The organism is Acinetobacter sp. S54 (genome assembly GCF_016624945.1).
Lineage (GTDB): Bacteria > Pseudomonadota > Gammaproteobacteria > Pseudomonadales > Moraxellaceae > Acinetobacter.
This window is the reverse complement of sequence record NZ_JACVUI010000005.1, coordinates 116,349-131,647: the sequence shown is the minus strand read 5'-3', so window position 1 is coordinate 131,647 and position 15,299 is coordinate 116,349. Positions and strand designations below refer to the sequence as shown.

Sequence of the window (15,299 nt, the reverse complement as noted above, 5' to 3'; positions counted from 1 at the left end):
TTATTCCTTCAGTTTGACCAGATCGGAAGCATCAGCTTCAGTGATGCCGTAATCTTTTGGATCAAAGTAATAATTGAAATTGACGTGTGTCAGCATGGCATCCGTTTCGGCTTCTTCTCTGTCTCTATCTGAGGCCTGAATCACATACTGCGTGGTAAATTCTTGTGCCAACACACTGATGGATTGGCCACGAGTTGTCGTATTAAAAATGGTTCGAGTTTTGCCCATTTCCAATGGAGCCAAACCCTTAATATTCTGGCTGGATAAATCATTGACGCTGAGTAGACGCTGTACACGATCCAGCATTTCATATGTGCCGATATCCGCACCGACACTATGACGTTGGGATTCTTCGTTACGCAGTGAATGCGCACCGACTAATACAACGAATGTGGATTTGTACTCGGTTTTGTTATGACTGGTTTTTTCAGATGTTGAACCCTGATAAGTCACCCAGATCGCAGGGAAAGTTTTAACGAACGCCAGTGTTTCATCATCAAATTCACCACCATAGGTCTTAATTTCACGTATCCACGGCCATTCACGATTTTTAATCTGCTCAGCCATCACAGACTTGATGCCTTGCTCAACAATTGACAGATTGAGGTCTACCATCCTTTGCCTCCCCAGTCATGACGTCCGACTTGGAACATCACATTATTAGAGGTTTTAACTGGAGCAGCTTCACCCGCAGGTGTACCACCAACCGCAATCGTACCTTTGGCGATTTCCTTAAGGGACTTCACTGCATTGTCATAACGGGTTTTGATCGGATCGTTTTCAGAGATAGCACCCGTGCAAGCATGGTAACGTGCCATGTTGCAGCCGATGTTTTCTAAAAATGGTGGCACAGCAGGCAACGGCAGTTTATAGCGACTCGCAAGATAACCGTCAATTTCCGAGTTCGCTTCAGCGAGTGCAGCATTCAGCTTGTCGTAATTAATTACATCTTGATACGGGGCTTCAGTATCTGTGAGCTGGATCAGCTCACGTTCCCCGAATTTTCGCAGCATCGCATCTACCGTTGCATACATGACTTATGCCTCCGTACCGTCAGAACCAAAAGCAAGTTGCCAGAAGCCATAACCTGAATTGCCACGAGCTTCAACACCGTAGTAATACACACCTTCCATGAAGACGTTACTACTATCAGAACCAGTTGAACGTACTAACTGTGCAGCTTTGCGTTTTTGATAAATAAAAGGTTTTACAGGTTTAGATGTATCGAGTAAGAACCAATGGTTAGGATCTTTAATACGACCAGACACGACTACTTTCGCTGTATTCCGATATGGGTTTTCAGAATCATCACCCAATTTTTCGTTATTCATCAAACGTGTTGCGGTAGCTCGCAAAGCAGGCGGCACAAGCAAAATCACAGGTTTAACACCTAAAGATTCACCGTTTTCATCCGTAATTTCTTCAAGTGCTCGAATTGCTGCACCAATGGATGCATCAGCCGCTGCCGCAGTCGCACTAGAAAGTTTTTTAGTGCCTTTATTGCCAAAGGTGGTTTTACCTACTTTATGGTTGGCTGAGAAAAATGGCTGGCCATCAAAACATTTGTTGGTAAACCCACCATTCACCGCTTGATAGACCAACTGATCAGGATGTTTTTTGGCACTTTCACCGACAGAGCTTGCTTGGATATTCAAGCCTGCAATTTGATTGTCTTCGATATCATCACGGGCAATTTCTATCGTTGCTTCATATGACTGGTTCTTAATGACATAGTCATATTTATCCAGTTTTTGAATATTCTTCTTGCCAACCCAAAGGCGCATTTGTGGAATATTGCCGAGCCACTTGTAATTCTCAAACGCAGCAGAGCTGGGGACTTCCATCGCAATTTCTTGCCACTCGGTTTGAGTCGCAGTGAAAGCATTGTTGAATACTGTTTTAACGCCCAAATACAAAGCGTCTAATGTTGCACCGTTAATATTCATTCGACCCATACTCCGTCTTGTTCAATTCCTACCACACGTCCAGCTTTTGATAGCGTACCCGTGCCATCTGTTGCAGCCACCGTTTCACCATCCTCGATATAACAAGGCTGACAAAATGAAGCCTGTGTCACTGGATCGGTTTTACTGTTTGCATAGAAAAATGCATTATGTGTACGTACCTGAATCGTAAATTCACCATTACTTGCGCTAGCTACTTCCACACCGTCCTCGGCCCGTCCTAAATAAATTAAATCAGGATTGGCAGTCGCTTCGATTGCGTAACCAGTCGCATCGACACACACCATGAATCCCGCACGAATGATTGCACCTGCTTTTACTGGTACAACGAATAATCCGAGTTCACGACGTGGCGTATTACGATCAACTCCATTCTGTAAAAGGCTTTTCATTATTCACCTGCCTTAATTTCAATACCCATCAAAGTCGCGACTTGCTGAACTTCTGGAGTAAGTTGTTTCTGTTGCTGACCGCCACCAAGATTAATAGTTTCAGTCTGACGTTGAGACAACGCCGCAATTTTTGGCAAACCTTCAAGATGAGCTTTGACAAAATCAGGATTGGTTTTAGCCTGATCTTTTACCCAGTTGATGGTTGCTTCACCTGTTAAACGACCATCACTACAGGCAGCAACGATCAAATCGTCAATTTCTTTGGCTTTAACCGCGGCATCAGCGTTACCCGCTTTGGCAACGGCTTCCTGATAAACTGCCATCGGTACATATTTCGCAGGATCTGGCGTGGTCTGACTATTTGCAGCAGCTTTGACTTCTATAGCCTGTTCAATAGCTGCAACAAGGGTTTGTTCAGACTTGACGAAAGCTGTTCCGAATGCATCATCAAGCTTAGTAAATGCACTATTTGCAGCCACCAAAAACTCTTCATCTGTGGCTGTTTCAGCTAGCCCCAGTTTTTTACGCATGAGTTCTAAAAACTCTTTCATTGTTGAATCCTCATCATTATTTAAGGCAAAAAATTCCTGAGCTGCCGCAGCAAGCTTGGCTTCGGGCAACTGATCTAATGCAGGGGTATTTGTTAGAGCGACATTGATTAATGCTAAGACTTCGCCAAGCTTGTTATAGAAAAGTACTGGCGATAAATATTTATATTCTCCCGACTCAATAAAACCTTTTGCTTTATCCAGCCATTCAAATTGGGCGCTACATATTCCGACTCCATCGATATACCTGAAACTTTCGGATTTCAACCAACCAGCCGCAGGTGCAGGTTCACCCGAAACTTGGCTCTTTAAAGTGGCATGTTCATAGTCAATGACCATATCAATGTTGCGTTGATTCAATGCTGCTACAATCTGACGACCACGCTCTGGAGTGAGTAACCAATGCGGCGCATCAAAAGGACGTCCATCGACACCCCTAAATACACCCTCAGGCACTAACACCAAATAATCGGCTTGATCCGATGAGGCGGTTAAATCAAATGAGCATTGAGCTACAAGAACTGAATCGGTCATAACATCAACTTTTAAAATGATGTTATGAGATTAAAATGCAGGAGATAAGAAGATCAGGCGGAAAGGTTTCCGCTGAATATTGAAATAGCTTTAATCAAACAAATGGCTTAAAAAATGTTGTGCAGTGTATTCAACAGCTGTCTCTGCTTCAGGTTGTAAAAACCCAGCATCATCCATTGGCAAATAAGGTCGCGCTGGAATGCGGACTTTCTTACCACGACCTGCCATGCCACCAAATTGGTGAATGGCTGCATAATCTGTGCTTTTTCCCGATCCAGCGCCAACGGTTGCCGATGTCGAATCATGATCACCTTGTACGCTATCACGCAGACCACCCGCAGAGCGTTGCAAAATACCTTGTGGCACAATACCTTGCCGACGATAAATTGCTAATGTTACTGGCGAAAGCCCAGCCCACGCTGGACGACCATTGGCATGAAAATTCTGCAAAGACTGACTAACCAAGACCCGTTCAAGTGCTGCGGCTAAAGGTTCAGGATTCACTAAACCAGATGCAGCCCTATTCAGGGTTTGAACGACATTTTCGTCACGAAGTTGAATCACTGACATGATTGCACCTGCCTATAATTTAAGCTAGAATTTTGGGTAAGACGGTTGTAGGCGATAGGAAGCCATCGGAAGCTAAATGCTTTCGTCTATCTGGGTTCGAGTCCCAGCACCGTCTATTTTTTTTCGCCATTAAAATGATCCAAATAAATATAATCGTGGCCATTCTCAAAATTACTGGTTTCCTCAACTACTATCGTCCGAATTAAATTACCAACCGTATTGACGCGCTCACCGTCGACACGACCTTTATTTTGACGATTTAATTGCACAATCAGCTTATATTTATGCTGACCATCTTCAACATCAAATACTAAAGCTGCATTGCCATGTTTGACATCCCAATATAAATCATGCGGCTGTACTAAATGCTCTACAATGTCAGCAAACCAGTCATGATCATGCTTTTTACGCTCTTTTGAAATATGCGCGATGGTGTCTTTGTCGTGTACCGTAATGACTGCGGTTTCAAGCTCAATGCCTGAATGGGCTTTTATTTTCTTGATAAATTGTTTAGGAAAAACACCGACGGGCTTCATATCCCCACGAGGTCGCGCTGGATCAACTGACTTAATCCATTGTTTAATTTCTTCATTGTAAGCATTGACGACTGACTGATTTTTAAAAGTCTGTTGAACCACAGTCGAAGCAATTTTAGGCTCAGCGACTAACGCTTTATCCAGTAGTTGCTGTGTCATGTTGGCATCGGGACGACCCACCCAACCAGCATCGGTGCTAAACGCTGGCAGATCTGGAAAATCTAATCGTGCAACGGTTGCAATACCTCCATTGCCGACATCGACCTCATCAATACGAAAATAACCGGTACTGTCACGCACCTTTAAATTTTGCGACTGAACATCCATTTCCATCAGCTCAATCGTGGTACAGCGGCAGTTATAACCATTCTTCGGGGCAATGGCTTGCCAAGCTGGATCAGATTTACGCATGACTACGCCATGCAATGCTCGATGCCGTGGGCGGGTTCGATTATCTAAAATCGCGCTATACTGGACGTAAGGAAAAAGCTTGTCTTCGCTCCACATCACCGACTGGCGGCCAGCCTCATAGGCCTGTGCCATATTGGTCTGGTAAATCGTGCGCAGGCGGTAAGCATTACCTAGTTGCACTTCACGTGTACCAGCTTCAGTCTGAATTTCTTGCTTTCCCCACCAGCCACGGGCTTTCATTTTCTGTTCAGCAACTTCAGACCATTGCTTCAAATTCATGCCATTTTTTTGTGCATCGACCAGCGACTGTCGAATATCTTCCAGCAGATCAAGCTGTGTCATGTGCGCAATCACAAATGACTTGTTATGTGCATCGCCCTGAACTCGCCACCAGTCTTCTGAGGGCATGACCTGTTTTTGTTGTAAATACTCAATTGCCCGACGCGGCGGCTGTCTAAATAACGCCTGAAGCGTAGGCTTATCCACGGCTGCGACCTGCATCGACAGACAACCGCCCAAGTACATCACTGGCAAACATCAGTTGCTCCAGATCAGATTGCAAGCCATCCAGTCCACGTTCAGGAAAAATTTCAGCCAGCATGGCCAGCGCGCCATCGATATCATCAGCGGTACTTAGCTTGGCAAGCAGTTGCGGTAAAATCTGTTCAGCTTGATTTTGCAAATGCTGGTTATCAATATTTTGCTGAATCTGATCATCCAGCAGCATCTGGCCGCGGATCGCAGCAGCTTCAGCGGGGTTTGAAGTGGTGGTCTGACTCAGTGCAGCCAGTAAATTATGCTGAAGACCTGCATAAAGTAGATTGTTCGCTGCCAAATTTGGGGTAGTTTGTTCAGTCTGCACACCTAAAACAGGTTCATCGTCATCTGCTGGCTCAGGTATGCCGAGTTTCTCATGCGCCCAACTGCGCGGGATTCGCATACCCACTTTGACCAGCTTATCTAACGAATTACTAAAGGTCTCCATGTCTTCAATATCTGAGGTATCAAAGGCAAAGTTTGGATAACGATCCTCAGTAATATTCGGATAATTCAGACGCATCATATGGCTGATCAAACTGTCTGTAATAGATCGGCTGAGCTGCTTTGCATCAGACTTCACCAGTTTATCGAACTGCACTTCATGAGTTTTACTTTGCGCATTGGTACTGGTTTTACCATCTGCTTGACTGAGCAATGTCCCACCGACAATAGCTTTGGATTGGCTTTGTTCACACCACTTAATCAGAGACATATGATTATCAGTGTCGCCAGTGGCAGCAGACTCAAACTCGATACTCATGCCGTGCGGAATTGCACCACCTGCATTACGTCCGATCATCATGACTGCACGTAATAAAGTCATTTTTTCTTCAGCGGTTGCACCAGAGGGATATTTACCGACACGGATTGGCAGGCCATAGATTTCAAGAAACTCCATGATGTCGCGGATACCATAGTTTTTAAACAGAAATGGCCATGACAAAACCCGATGCAGCCCCGAACGCGCGATATAACCAGACTTGGCTTTATGCCGATGAATAAACCAGCCAAAATCCCAAAAATCCGCACCCTCTGGTGAACCATCATTGAGTCGTAACTCGTTGGGTTGACTATAAGGCGTCATAAAGTTGCGGGCATTCACATGCTCAAAAGACTTAGGTAACCACAAGCTGCCCATTTGATGCCATTCAATTTCCTGACAGCTATAACCATGACCGACGCCATCCATCGCATCAAACAGAAACATCTCAAAGTCTTTGATGTCATCCATCCATTCAGTGACTTCTTCAGCAATCTTTTTTTCTTGATCCGTGGCATTTTTTGGCGGCGTAACATTCCACTCCAGACCATTCAAACCCTTTTTACGCTTATCCATCTCAGAAAAGATATGTGCATCTTTTTCTTCCATATCCGAAAATAAATCGGCCTGAGCCGTTAGATTACCTTGCTCGGCATCGGTCAGCAGACGATGAAGTAATGTAGGTGTGAGGCCGACCGTCGGATGTTCTTGCCACTGATTTGCAAGCCATGCGATTTCTGCGGTCTGATTAGTTTCTAGCGCAGTGCGGTCTTGTTTGGATGACTTAGATTTTTTTGATGCCATGACGAAAATACAATTGTGGATTTTAAGTCAGCATAAAAAATGGAAAAGGTTGAAAGCAGGCGGAAATACTTCCGCTGGATTTTTAGAAAAAATTGAATCGCCACAATTTGCGTTTTAAGCGATTTAAAATTGAATCTGGCATCATTGACGCAGAATCATGTTAAAACCGCTAAAAACGCATTTATAAAGATTTATAAATGTATAAATTCTTTAAATCAGTAATTGGTAATGATCAGCTCCTGTTTTGTTTGCCGACTTTGCTCAGTATTACCCACAGTATATTTAATTGAGGCCGTTGAAATATTCAGCTCTGCAAAGACCTCTCGCATTTCAGGATGATCATTAATAGAGAGCATGATTTTACTTCGACAGGATTTCATCAACTCAGCCATGCGCTGGTATTGATCTAAGCCAAAGTCCATGCCGTAACCAGCTAGCTTCCAATACGGTGGATCGGCATACATAAAACTATGAGGACGGTCATACTTCAGCAAACATTTATCCCAACTCAGGTTTTCAACTGTTACCCCAGCGAGTCGATAGTAAGCTTCAGTCAATTGATCTTCTATGCGCAAAAAGCTCGGAGCTTTTGAGGTTGTCGCTGTACCAAAGTTTTGTCCCACATTCTTTCCGCCAAACGCAGTGTGCTGCAAATAATAAAATCGTGCTGCACGTTGAATATCTGTCATTAAATCTGTACTGGCTGCTTTCAACCACTCAAACATCTGCCGACTGATAATTGCCCATTTAAATTGACGAACAAACTCTTCCAGATGATGCTGAACGACACGATACAGATTCACCAATTCACCATTGATGTCATTAATAATTTCAACTTTGGATTGCTCATCACGCATAAAGAACAATGCTGCGCCACCAGCAAATAATTCAACATAGCACTGGTGTTCTGGCATTTTTTCAATCAGTTGCGACACAAGACGACGTTTTCCACCTTGCCACGGGATAATAGGCTTGGTTTTCATGTTTTCACCTACTGCAAAAGCTTTTCAAAAAATGATAGCCTCGAATGACTCTGTACAGGGTAACGAGGCTGAGCCTGCGGTAGACAACTTACCAAAGGGGGCGGTTTTACCTGACCGTAAAATCGTCACCTCGTTTTTGAATTATTTTATTTATGAAAATATTGCATTAGACGGAAATGCTTCCATGCAAAAAATTAAAGAAAATTTAGCCCTGATTATTACGTCAGTAACTACCATTATTTATTTATATTTAGCATTACATTTTTTCTTTAATTTTAAAGATTTTATTGATTTAAAACTTAGTGAGAAAGGAGATTTCTTAGCTGGTGTTTTTTCACCATTAGCATTTTTATGGCTTGTATTTGGCTATTATCAACAAGGTCAAGAGTTAAAACAGAATACTGAAGCTTTACGTTTACAAGCCGATGAACTTTCAGAAAGTGTTAAACAACAAACTGAATTAGTGAACGTTGCAAAAAGTGAATTAGACCAAACAATCCAACAAATAAGTTTATCAACCCATCAAAAGCTTATAGACAGTCAACCATATTTTCATATTTTTGATTTGTATATTAATAGAAAGTCAGTACCTTCTCTTGGAGAGAATTTTTTTGATTTTGATATATCTTTTAAGTTAAAAAATAGTAGAGCCTTATGTAGAAGCGTTTTTTTTACCATTAGTTATGAAGAAAATGGAGCTGATATTTTATTAAACGGAACGACTTTCGATGTTTTGGATTACAACCTCGAAAAATTAAATGCTATACAATTAAATACTGGCTTTCCCAAACCTATAATGGAATTAGAGCAGAATACACTCTACCTAAGAATTTACTATACTGATTCATATGATAAATTACAGATTCAAGTATTTAAAATAGAATTTGGAATGAAGAATTTTGATGGAACAGAAAAATCCTTCATTCAGAAAATCCCTCAAACTTATTATTGAACATTGCAATTTCCAGCAAGGTACACATAAAGTACATGTTCAACCCTCATTTTTAAAGAGAGCAATATGATATCTATAAAAAAAACTGAACTCCTAGAGCAAGTTAATGCTGAAATTAGTAAGCTTCCAGATTATGATCCATCTATAAAAATTATTGATATTTCAGTAGATAGGGATGGTAATATTGACTACTTTTTACCCAACGTTTATGACATTACAAAATCATTACTAGCTAAGGAATATATGGAAGCTATTGATCATGTTTTTCAAGGAAAATATAATATTTTGATTAATAACACCCATTCTCGCTAAACCACCCATCATAATCATCTGGATGTAAATCCATCTCCTCACGGGATGGAAGCGGAGTAAATTCTATAGGCGCACTTGGATTCTTGGCTGCATAATCAGCTAGCAGGTGCGCAATACCACTATCACCATGACGGTCTTTATTATTGGTATTGGTTTTACCCATCGCTGGAATACGAGCTACACCATTGACCATCACAAATGCGCGATGATCTTCAATCACGTCCTGATCGGCAGGCATATTCTCAATATCACCATCTTCCAGTGAAGCCTTAAAATGTGGCGTATGTTCCCGATACCAGCTTTCAGTTAGCATAATGGCTTCAACACGCTCACCATAAATGACTTGCATCGCTTCAGCTAAGAAACCACCGTTACCGCCAGCATCATGGGCTGCCTTACTAAAGTTTGGTAATTTGGCAACAATCAGTTTTAAAAATTCCTCTTGCTGTTTATAGGGAACTTTAAACATTTCAAATAAAAACGGGATTTTCTTTTTGGTATTTTGCTGTTCAACTAAAGGCCAGAACGAACAGGCATTGCGTTTACGAGCAAAATCCAAGCCATAAAAACTTTTAAACTTGGTAGGTATTGTTTCAATGATCGGCAGCAGCTGTTCATTAAAGAACTCCAGTACCTCAGCATTACGGGTTTCTTCACTGACTTTATCAAAATCATCCCAGCCTTTAGGAGCTTCAAAACGAATGACAGGAACCGTATCGTCTTTCTTACTTTCCAGTAATGAATGTGGCAACCAGCGACCACCACCTTTACTTGGAATGGCATCCAGCTCTTCATCGGCCGCACTACCATAAAAATCATAGACTTCCTGCATCCACAAGGCTTCTTCTTCAGCACTATAAGGAATGCCTTTACGCAAACAAACCCGTTTATATAAACCTTGCGCCACAGCCTCACGGAAAGTGGTACGGTAAATTACACCTTTACGCTTACCCGAACGAATTTCATTAATCAGCTCATTAAACGGATTATCTTCACCATCATGGGTACTGATCACACGGACACAACCGCCCCAAATCAATAATGCCAATGCAGCTTTGAGCAATTCATCCAGTGATTCGTGGAATGCCGCTTCATCCAAAATGACACGACCCTGACGACCACGTAAGTTAGATGGTCGACTGGTTAATGCTTCAATACGAAAACCAGATTTAGGAAAACGAATAATATAGGTCTGAATATGCTTGTCGCCATCTTCCCAAATGCCTTCCTCAACTTCAGCCGCAGCAAGACCATAAGCACGCGCCCACATCGCAGCAGCCTGAATAAACTCTACTGTCATATCCTTGTTATAACCAAGGTAATAACAGTTTTGCCCACCCGCAGAACGGTCACTGGCACACTCAAGTGCAGCATCCGCAGCTTCAGCCCATGTCAAACCAATACGACGTGACTTCTCACCAATTTTGAGTGGACTTCTATCAGCAATCCATTCCTGTTGATAGGGCAATAAAACCGCAGGAACTTCGCTATCAAAATCTGGCGTTAATAGTTGGATGGGTGAGTCTGGATGTTGCTCTTGATCAATGGTCATTTGTCGACAATACCTAAAATCTGTTTACGAATCTCAGCCGCAGTTTCAGCCGACAAACCACCTTTTTTAGCAATTTTATCGACAGCCTTAGCCGCAGCTTGAACACGCTCTTTAACTTCTGATTCCCATTTTTTCTGATTCACAGAAGCCTTGGCAATTTCAGCAATGCCTTTGCCAGCTTTAGCCATCAGCATGATCCGATCTGCTGGATCAGCCTCCTCATTGTCTGATTCCTGCAATGCCACCAAAGCATTAAATAATTCAGTCTGTACCAGCGATAAAACCGCAGAGCTACGCATGTCGCTATCATCGGGAGCAGCATCGGCAATCATCATCGCTGCTTGTGTACTCGCCTGAACAGCCGCAAGCTTTTGTTCTACTTTTTGACCATAGCGATGCACACTGGACTTGCTGACGTTATAACCACGCTCTTGCAGAATCTTGGCGATTTCTTCATAGCCGCAAAAACCCTGATCCATAAAACGCTTATCTAACCAAGCTTTATCATCATCCGCCAATTGATCAATTGAAGATTCCCGTGCCATAAATCACCTCAGTTCCAGTACTTTTCTGGACGGGCAATACCAGCCTGACAGTCAATCGTATATTCCACACAATCAATCCCAAGTCGATCCAGCTTTGCATGCCAGTGACCATCGGGACGTTTGGTAATTTCGACCATTTTTCGTTCCTGAAGATAATCCAGCTGAACGTGTAATTCCTGTGCAGTTGTATCAGGATAAAGTGCGCGCATTACATCCAATAAAAGCGCATCCATTGCCCCAAGGGGACGAGCTTTATCCAGTGCATTTAAAATATGCCAGCGCATGCCTTCACGACGGGCTTTTTGAATTTCAAAACTCATGATTGAACCCCTTGTTTAATTTGTACTTTTTCAAGTTTTTCAGCTACAGCATCCAGCTTTGCTTCAATAATAGTTTGTCCGCGGATATAGTCATCCCGTGCGATGTAGCGAAATGGCATGTCTGCTTTAAACTCCAAAAACTGACGTTCTAAAGCGCGGACTTCTTCCTGACCTTTGGCTGCTTGTTTGGCAACATCATCAATATTTTGATTGGTGGTCGAGAAATTCTGATCCAGACTTTTTTCAATACGTGACCAAAGGATTTTCACAGTTCCAATTACAGTACTGAGTACTGCAATTAGAATCATGATGAACTGATAGACTTCCAGTTGTATTGTCATAAATCCTCCGTTACTGGAGGCAATGGCTTAGGCTTACTCTGATTAATGAATCGGCAAATAAAACCAAGAATCGCCAAAATTGCAGTCACTTTGCCTTGGCTGGCCTCTGGAATAAGAGCCAAAATTTCAGTGGGTACACCGTAGACTGAAATAAAACCGATCAGAACAAACATCCAGTTACTGATCCACTTCCAGCCAGTTTTCCAATTACTCACCAAAAAGCCTGTATGATCAGTTCCTACAAATTCCGTTATGATTGGCTCAGGTTTGTTCGCATTCTCAGCTTTAAGCTCAGTCACACGGGCTTGATGACGTTTGGCTTGCTCAGATTGATCTTGCTTAGCTTGAGCCAACTGCAAGGTCAATTCATCAACTTTGGAATTGAGTTGAGCATGAACAACTGGATCAATACGAGGTGACGGCACTATGTTATGTGGCGTTTTACGTTGAGTTTTTTTCATCACCAATTCCTTATGCCAGTTCAAAATGTGGGTAATCTTTTGAAGTCTTCCAGTTACCACCCCAACTCAGTTTCACACCCAAATCTTTAGCTGCGGCTTGCATGGCATTTGCAACAACTTGGAATTTTTTAAGATCATTCCAGTCCACTGGATATGGAACCAAATCAACTGCTTGACCCGTTACATGATTACTGGCTAAAGGATTATTCAGCCATGTCACCTTAGATAAATTGGGCTGTGCATATTTAATCGGCACACCTTTGGCTTTGCATTGGCTTGCTGTACGGCCTTTGCCGTAGTTGATATAACATTGCTCTTTGGAACGAACACCTTCGACTACCATAAAATCTTGATCGGTCAGTTGAATCGCACGTTGAACCACTTTAACCAACTCAGGGTGAACCCCTTCAAGCCGTGAAAGACTGAGTTTGGAAAGGATATATTTTTGTTTTGACACAATAAAAAACCTCATCAAATGATGAGGTCATAATGTATTTTTAACTCTTCATATATTAGGCGGAAGTGTTTCCGTTTACTTTTGTTTGAACATCTTCAAGACATCCCTGTTTTGCATCTTTAAGTGTATCTAGATTGATCTTTATCGCATGTTTATTAAATGCAGCATCTTTAGAAGGTGAATATCTTAATCGCCAAAGATCACGTGCTGCATCCACAAACACCGTGCAATATCTCAAAGCATTCGCAATATCAGTTGAACCATAAATACTTTCAGCCTCATCATACAAGGCATTATATTTTCTACTTTGCCTTGCTACATCAGGAGTATACTCAAGATTAATAGTCAAATCTTCATCACGAAGACTTTCAACTCGCTGAATAAATTCTTTTGTTTGCTCAACACTTAATGTTTGATAAACAGGTGGATTATTTTGTTTTTCTTTAGCTTCTTGGTCAGCTTCAACCATCGCTTGGGCAGCTTCATCAATATTTTGATCAAATGATTTATCAGGATTATGCACTTGGTTATTAGAACTACTTTCCTCACTTTCTAACTGTTTAGTTGCATTTAAACTATCCGTGTTAGTTGAGTCATTACCATCTGTTTTAATATAAAAAAAAGCCGCAATGACTGTGATCGCCGCAAAAAGCCCAACCCACTTAACCCATTCAAAATCCTTATTCATCGTCAAATCCTAGTGATAAAATATTAAAATAAAAAAATTATTCTAAGCAAACAAATAAATGCGAAGAATCCAATCTTTATTCCTCTTGCTTTAGGCTCGACAGGATGAACCTTAGCTAACTCTATCAAATCATTTCTTTTATACAAATAGCATGGAAATGCAATAATCCAGAAAAACAAACAAGCCACACCCCACCAGCCAGCACCAATATTAAAAAATCCCTTTTGAGGTGTTTTTCCGATTTTATGACTAGAGGCATCTACATAGACCCACAATGCAGAAATTGCAACAATGATCGGAATCCAAAAACTAAGATTAATATTCATTTTGTTGCTACCTAAAAACCCAATCAAGAAATTTTAACGCCCCACAAACAGCAGCAATAAAAAGGCCTAAATGCAATCTAAATCTTGCATTCTTTCCTGTAAACCAATTGTCATAAGGCATCATTTTTTATTTCCATTTTAATAAAATGCATTACGACTTGATGGAACCCAGCGGCCAATAATTTCTATATCCGAAGCCTCATTTAAATCCAACTGCATTGGAGGGTATAACTTATTATCAGAAATCAACAATAGTGATCCGTCAAACTGTATCTGTATACGCTTAACCCAGTAATTATCTTGATTACGAATCACATAGATAAAACCATCTGTTAATTCCTTATCTGCTGAATTTACAAGCAATTTTTCTTTATCTTGAATAGTAGGGATCATTGAATCACCAGTCGCACAGACAATTAACAAATCTTTTGCATTCAAACCCTTTTTGTGTAGCCAATCTTTTCTAAATGCTAAACGTGACACTGGTTTCGCATCACCCGAACAGATTGATCCATGCCCAGCAGAAATTTTTACATCATAAACATTCACTAAATCAAATTCCGTTTCAAATTCAGATCGCTTATTTAATGATTTATTCAAATTTTGCCCAAGAAGAATATAAAGAATATCTAAACCCTGTTCTGCACATAGCGTGAGCTTATCACTTGGTATTGCAGCACCATTTTCCCAGCGTTTTATGCTCGATTCACTCACACCGATTAGATTCCCCAAACCTTCTTGGCTCAGATTTAACCTCTTTCTTTCAGATTTAAATCTTTCTGCAAGTAAATTGCTCATAAATGACCTTAAATAAGTTGATATATGGTTATATATGGACTATTATCGAGTTAAAAGGGTGCATATATACACCATATTAACACCACAGGAGACTCATAATGTCTAAGAATGCAGTTGCTTTAACACCTGAACAGGTCAAAAAGAACCTAAACTCTCAAGGAAAAACGCTTAAGCAGTTCGCAATTGACCATAACTTCAACCCAAATGACGTTTATCGCGTTCTAAATGGTTCTAGAAAAGGACTTTACGGCAAAGGGCATGAGATTGCAGTTGCATTGGGACTTAAGCCATCACCTGTATCTGTCGAATAGATTAACCGCTTTTTTACCTTTTTTTAACCCTTTTTAAATTAATTTTAGGAAAAAGTGTCATGAATGATCCTATAAGACTGATAAATAAGCTCATATTCGGACTAATGATATTTGCATTTTTAGGCTGGTTCTTTGCAGAACAAGACAATGAAATCCTACGCAAAGAGCTTTCCATGCATACAGGTAAGGAGATT

At 41.3% G+C, this 15,299-nt stretch carries 21 protein-coding genes; 3 read left to right on the top strand and 18 right to left on the bottom strand.

The genetic code is table 11. From position 1 onward, the window contains the following. From IAE20_RS10055 to IAE20_RS10015, 9 genes are all read right to left on the bottom strand, one after another. Entirely contained in the window at positions 1 to 615 is a 615-nt protein-coding gene (locus IAE20_RS10055) for a phage protein Gp37 (protein ID WP_200482248.1), read from the bottom strand. Beyond that, entirely contained in the window at positions 609 to 1,034 is a 426-nt protein-coding gene (locus IAE20_RS10050; RefSeq protein ID WP_200482247.1) for a gp436 family protein, read from the bottom strand. The genes IAE20_RS10055 and IAE20_RS10050 overlap by 7 nt, the downstream gene beginning before the upstream one ends. A 3-nt stretch (positions 1,035 to 1,037) precedes the next feature. Beyond that, the gene (locus IAE20_RS10045) at positions 1,038 to 1,946 is read right to left on the bottom strand and encodes a Mu-like prophage major head subunit gpT family protein (protein ID WP_200482246.1); all 909 of its coding nucleotides are present in this window, start codon (positions 1,944 to 1,946) and stop codon (positions 1,038 to 1,040) included. Beyond that, a complete protein-coding gene (locus IAE20_RS10040) occupies positions 1,943 to 2,356 on the bottom strand; it encodes a hypothetical protein (protein WP_200482245.1) in 414 nt (137 codons plus the stop codon). The genes IAE20_RS10045 and IAE20_RS10040 overlap by 4 nt, the downstream gene beginning before the upstream one ends. Beyond that, on the bottom strand, positions 2,356 to 3,438 hold the full coding sequence (locus IAE20_RS10035; protein WP_200482244.1) for a phage protease: 1,083 nt from the start codon (positions 3,436 to 3,438) through the stop codon (positions 2,356 to 2,358). The genes IAE20_RS10040 and IAE20_RS10035 overlap by 1 nt, the downstream gene beginning before the upstream one ends. Positions 3,439 to 3,528: 90 nt before the next feature. Continuing rightward, positions 3,529 to 4,008, bottom strand: a complete 480-nt coding sequence (locus tag IAE20_RS10030; RefSeq protein ID WP_200482243.1) for a phage virion morphogenesis protein — start codon at positions 4,006 to 4,008, stop codon at positions 3,529 to 3,531. 113 nt (positions 4,009 to 4,121) lie between these two features. Beyond that, positions 4,122 to 5,480, bottom strand: a complete 1,359-nt coding sequence (locus tag IAE20_RS10025; RefSeq protein WP_227610985.1) for a phage minor head protein — start codon at positions 5,478 to 5,480, stop codon at positions 4,122 to 4,124. Continuing rightward, positions 5,434 to 7,059 carry a DUF935 domain-containing protein gene (locus IAE20_RS10020; RefSeq protein ID WP_200482242.1) on the bottom strand — a complete coding sequence of 542 codons (1,626 nt, stop codon included), beginning with the start codon at positions 7,057 to 7,059 and terminating at the stop codon, positions 5,434 to 5,436. The genes IAE20_RS10025 and IAE20_RS10020 overlap by 47 nt, the downstream gene beginning before the upstream one ends. A 215-nt stretch (positions 7,060 to 7,274) precedes the next feature. Then, complete coding sequence (locus tag IAE20_RS10015; RefSeq protein ID WP_200482241.1) at positions 7,275 to 8,042, bottom strand: DNA adenine methylase; 768 nt, start codon at positions 8,040 to 8,042, stop codon at positions 7,275 to 7,277. On the opposite strand from IAE20_RS10015, the gene IAE20_RS10010 reads away from it, so the two are divergent. Together IAE20_RS10010 and IAE20_RS10005 are read left to right on the top strand one after the other, a co-directional pair. Next, positions 8,041 to 8,994, top strand: coding sequence for a hypothetical protein (locus IAE20_RS10010; protein WP_200482240.1), 954 nt, complete (start codon positions 8,041 to 8,043; stop codon positions 8,992 to 8,994). The two genes, IAE20_RS10015 and IAE20_RS10010, sit on opposite strands and share 2 nt — an antisense overlap. A 66-nt stretch (positions 8,995 to 9,060) precedes the next feature. Continuing rightward, positions 9,061 to 9,306 (top strand): hypothetical protein, encoded by a 246-nt coding sequence (locus IAE20_RS10005; RefSeq protein ID WP_200482239.1) that lies wholly within the window; start codon positions 9,061 to 9,063, stop codon positions 9,304 to 9,306. Here the strand turns inward: IAE20_RS10005 and IAE20_RS10000 are convergent. The 9 genes from IAE20_RS10000 to IAE20_RS09960 all read right to left on the bottom strand — a co-directional run bounded on the left by IAE20_RS10000 (position 9,284) and on the right by IAE20_RS09960 (position 14,794). Further along, the gene (locus IAE20_RS10000; protein WP_200482238.1) at positions 9,284 to 10,858 is read right to left on the bottom strand and encodes a hypothetical protein; all 1,575 of its coding nucleotides are present in this window, start codon (positions 10,856 to 10,858) and stop codon (positions 9,284 to 9,286) included. The two genes, IAE20_RS10005 and IAE20_RS10000, sit on opposite strands and share 23 nt — an antisense overlap. Beyond that, entirely contained in the window at positions 10,855 to 11,403 is a 549-nt protein-coding gene (locus IAE20_RS09995; RefSeq protein ID WP_200482237.1) for a DUF3486 family protein, read from the bottom strand. The genes IAE20_RS10000 and IAE20_RS09995 overlap by 4 nt, the downstream gene beginning before the upstream one ends. Positions 11,404 to 11,411: 8 nt before the next feature. After that, the gene (locus IAE20_RS09990) at positions 11,412 to 11,723 is read right to left on the bottom strand and encodes a hypothetical protein (protein WP_125625317.1); all 312 of its coding nucleotides are present in this window, start codon (positions 11,721 to 11,723) and stop codon (positions 11,412 to 11,414) included. Then, the gene (locus IAE20_RS09985; RefSeq protein WP_200482236.1) at positions 11,720 to 12,064 is read right to left on the bottom strand and encodes a hypothetical protein; all 345 of its coding nucleotides are present in this window, start codon (positions 12,062 to 12,064) and stop codon (positions 11,720 to 11,722) included. Before IAE20_RS09985 ends, IAE20_RS09990 begins: the two co-directional genes overlap by 4 nt. Continuing rightward, complete coding sequence (locus IAE20_RS09980) at positions 12,061 to 12,525, bottom strand: hypothetical protein (RefSeq protein ID WP_200482235.1); 465 nt, start codon at positions 12,523 to 12,525, stop codon at positions 12,061 to 12,063. The genes IAE20_RS09985 and IAE20_RS09980 overlap by 4 nt, the downstream gene beginning before the upstream one ends. Positions 12,526 to 12,535: 10 nt before the next feature. Further along, entirely contained in the window at positions 12,536 to 12,982 is a 447-nt protein-coding gene (locus tag IAE20_RS09975) for a M15 family metallopeptidase (RefSeq protein ID WP_320159395.1), read from the bottom strand. A gap of 55 nt (positions 12,983 to 13,037) precedes the next feature. Then, positions 13,038 to 13,670, bottom strand: coding sequence for a hypothetical protein (locus tag IAE20_RS09970; RefSeq protein ID WP_200482233.1), 633 nt, complete (start codon positions 13,668 to 13,670; stop codon positions 13,038 to 13,040). Between the two features lie 23 nt (positions 13,671 to 13,693). Further along, entirely contained in the window at positions 13,694 to 13,996 is a 303-nt protein-coding gene (locus IAE20_RS09965) for a hypothetical protein (protein ID WP_200482232.1), read from the bottom strand. Between the two features lie 138 nt (positions 13,997 to 14,134). Continuing rightward, on the bottom strand, positions 14,135 to 14,794 hold the full coding sequence (locus IAE20_RS09960) for an XRE family transcriptional regulator (RefSeq protein WP_200482231.1): 660 nt from the start codon (positions 14,792 to 14,794) through the stop codon (positions 14,135 to 14,137). A 98-nt stretch (positions 14,795 to 14,892) separates the two neighbouring features. On the opposite strand from IAE20_RS09960, the gene IAE20_RS09955 reads away from it, so the two are divergent. Continuing rightward, on the top strand, positions 14,893 to 15,105 hold the full coding sequence (locus IAE20_RS09955; protein ID WP_200482230.1) for a DNA-binding protein: 213 nt from the start codon (positions 14,893 to 14,895) through the stop codon (positions 15,103 to 15,105). The last annotated feature ends 194 nt before the right edge of the window (positions 15,106 to 15,299 follow it).